3 protein-coding genes are annotated in these 2,678 nt (G+C 70.4%); all 3 read left to right on the top strand.

Going from position 1 to position 2,678, the window contains the following annotated elements:
* A partial coding sequence (locus GTW40_RS05430) for an FUSC family protein (RefSeq protein WP_161179002.1) occupies positions 1-766 on the top strand: 766 nt, incomplete at its 5' end.
* A 128-nt stretch (positions 767-894) separates the two neighbouring features.
* The gene (locus GTW40_RS05425) at positions 895-1,857 is read left to right on the top strand and encodes a Dyp-type peroxidase (RefSeq protein ID WP_161179001.1); all 963 of its coding nucleotides are present in this window, start codon (positions 895-897) and stop codon (positions 1,855-1,857) included.
* A gap of 221 nt (positions 1,858-2,078) precedes the next feature.
* The coding region (locus GTW40_RS05420; protein ID WP_343245618.1) for a molybdopterin-dependent oxidoreductase at positions 2,079-2,678 on the top strand (600 nt) is incomplete at its 3' end.

The raw sequence follows: 2,678 nt of genomic DNA, 5'->3' as shown, positions 1-2,678 counted from the left end.
CGCCCTGCTGCCGACCGCCGTACGCACCGCCGTCGGCACCGCCGTGGCGGGCGGCCTCGCGCTGTTCCTCGGCGTCGGCCACAGCTACTGGGCCGCGATCTCCGCCGCGGCCGTACTGCACTCCGTCAACGTCTGGAGCACCGTCCAGCGCTCCGTCCAGCGCACCATCGGCACCGCCATCGGGCTTCTCATCACCAGCGCCGTCCTGGTGATGCACCCCAGTTCCCTGGCCATCATCTGCCTGATCATCGTCTTCGAGTTCCTGCTGGAATACGTCGTCGCCCGCAACTACGGCCTCGGCGTCGTCTTCCTGACCCCGCTCGCGCTCCTGCTGAGCGAACTGTCCTCCCCGGTCTCCGCCGAGCGGCTGCTGCACGACCGGGTCATCGGGAGCGTCATCGGCATCAGCGTCGGCCTGGTCTGCGCCCTGCTCCTCGTCCACGGCCGCGCCGCCGAACGCCTGCGCGACGCCCTCGCCGCCTCCGTCTACGCCGCCGACCGCGCCCGGCGCGCCCTCTCCGGCACCCCGGGCCAGCGCCGCTTCGCGCAGGTCCAGCTCGCCGCCGCCTCGGTCGAGCTGTACGAGGCGAAGGAGGCCGCCCGGGGCGAGCTACGACCCTCCCGCGTCGACCCCGCCGCCATCACGGCCGCCCAGCACCGCGCCTACGACCTCCTGGGCCGCCTCAGCCACTCGATGCTGCGCGACGAGCGCGGTAACAGGAACCGCACCGGGCCCCCGGTCGGCCCCACCTTCCCGGACACCTGACCCCGGCGGCCCCGGGACACCCGGTTCCGGCCGTCGCTCCGGCCCCTCGGTTCCCGGAACGTGTCCCCAACTGCCCGACTGCGTCTATGTTCGTGCTGCGTACAAGCGATGAGAAGGCAGGTTTTCCCGTGATCGAGACGCAGCCGATAGTCGTCCCGCCGGCCAGGGCGGCCGTGTTTCTGGTGGCCACCGTGGACGCGGGCGGTGAGGAGAAGGTCCGGGAGCTGCTCGGGGACGTGGCCTCGATGCGGCGTTCCACCGCGTACCGGGTGCCGGACGCGGAGCTGAGCTGTGTCGTCGGCATCGGCTCGGACGCGTGGGACCGGCTGTTCAGCGGACCGCGCCCGGCCGGGCTGCACCCGTTCGTCGAGCTGAAGGGCGAGCGGCACCACGCGCCCTCGACCCCCGGCGACCTGCTCTTCCACGTGCGCGGGCGCCGCATGGACGTGGTGTTCGAGCTGGCCCGGCAGTTCGGGGAGCGGCTCAAGGGCGCGGCCACGATCGTGGACGAGGTGCACGGGTTCAAGTTCTTCGACGACCGCGACCTCCTCGGCTTCGTCGACGGCAGCGCGAACCCGGAGGGGCAACTCGCCGCCGACTCGGTGCACATCGGCGACGAGGACCCGGACTTCACCGGCGGCAGCTACGTCATCGTGCAGAAGTACCTGCACGACATGGACGCCTGGCAGGGCACCTCGCTGGAGCAGCAGGAGGCGACCATCGGCCGCTCCAAGCTGGAGAACATCGAGTTCCCGGACGACGTGAAGGCCCCCGACTCGCACGTCGTGGTGAACACCATCACCGGCCCGGACGGCCGCGAGCTGAAGATCGTGCGCGAGAACATGCCGTTCGGGCACATCGGCGACCGCGAGTACGGCACGTACTTCATCGGGTACGCCCGCACCCCCGAGGTCACCGAGCAGATGCTGCGGAACATGTTCCTGGGCCGCGAACCCGGCCTGCACGACCGCATCCTGAACTACTCGACGGCCGTCACCGGCAGCCTCTTCCACGTGCCCACGGCCGACTTCCTGGCCGACCCGCCGCCCGCGCCGAAGCCGAAGGACAGCGCGGACACCTCCGCGTCGTAACGCAACGGGCCCCGCGCACCGCCGAGTCGGAGCGGCGGTGCGCGCCGGGGCCGTACCTGACGCACCCAACAGCCTTTCTTTGCCAAGCCTTTCCCGCCGACCCCGCCCCATCTCCCTTGCCACGACCGGCGATCCGGGTTCCCCTGCGAAGCCGTGACCTAGGCTGGGCACACTCGCGACATGCAGGCGCTGCGAGTTGACCCGGAGCACAGGGAGTTGCCATGACCCAGGAAACGTCGGGACGGTCCGCAAGCGACGAAGAGACGCGGTCTCCGGAATTCCACCCCTACCACCACCCGGCGGCGGGCTGGGGGGCGGCGAAGAGCGTGTCACGCTTCGTGATACGCGAGGGCGAGTTCGTCGACGGCCCGCGCGCCATACGCAAGATGAACCACGAGGACAAGGGCTTCGACTGCCCCGGCTGCGCCTGGCCCGACGACCTCAAGGGCCTCAAGCTCGACATCTGCGAGAACGGCATCAAGCACGTCACGTGGGAGATGACCCGCAAGCGTGTGGACCCCGAGTTCTTCGCCGCGCACACCGTCTCCGAGCTGGCCACATGGAGCGACGCCGCCCTGGAGGACCAGGGCCGCCTGACGCACCCGATGCGCTACGACGCGGACACCGACACCTACGTCCCCGTCTCCTGGCAGGAGGCGTTCGACCTCGTCGGCAGCACCCTGCGCGGCCTCGAGAACCCGAACCAGGCCGCGTACTACACCTCCGGCCGGCTCGGCAACGAAGCCACCTTCCTCTACCAGCTGATGGCCCGTGAGCTGGGCACCAACAACCTGCCCGACTGCTCCAACATGTGCCACGAG

The organism is Streptomyces sp. SID4985, from assembly GCF_009863025.1.
In the GTDB taxonomy this organism is placed as follows: domain Bacteria; phylum Actinomycetota; class Actinomycetes; order Streptomycetales; family Streptomycetaceae; genus Streptomyces.
This window is presented reverse-complemented; position numbering and strand designations above follow the sequence as displayed.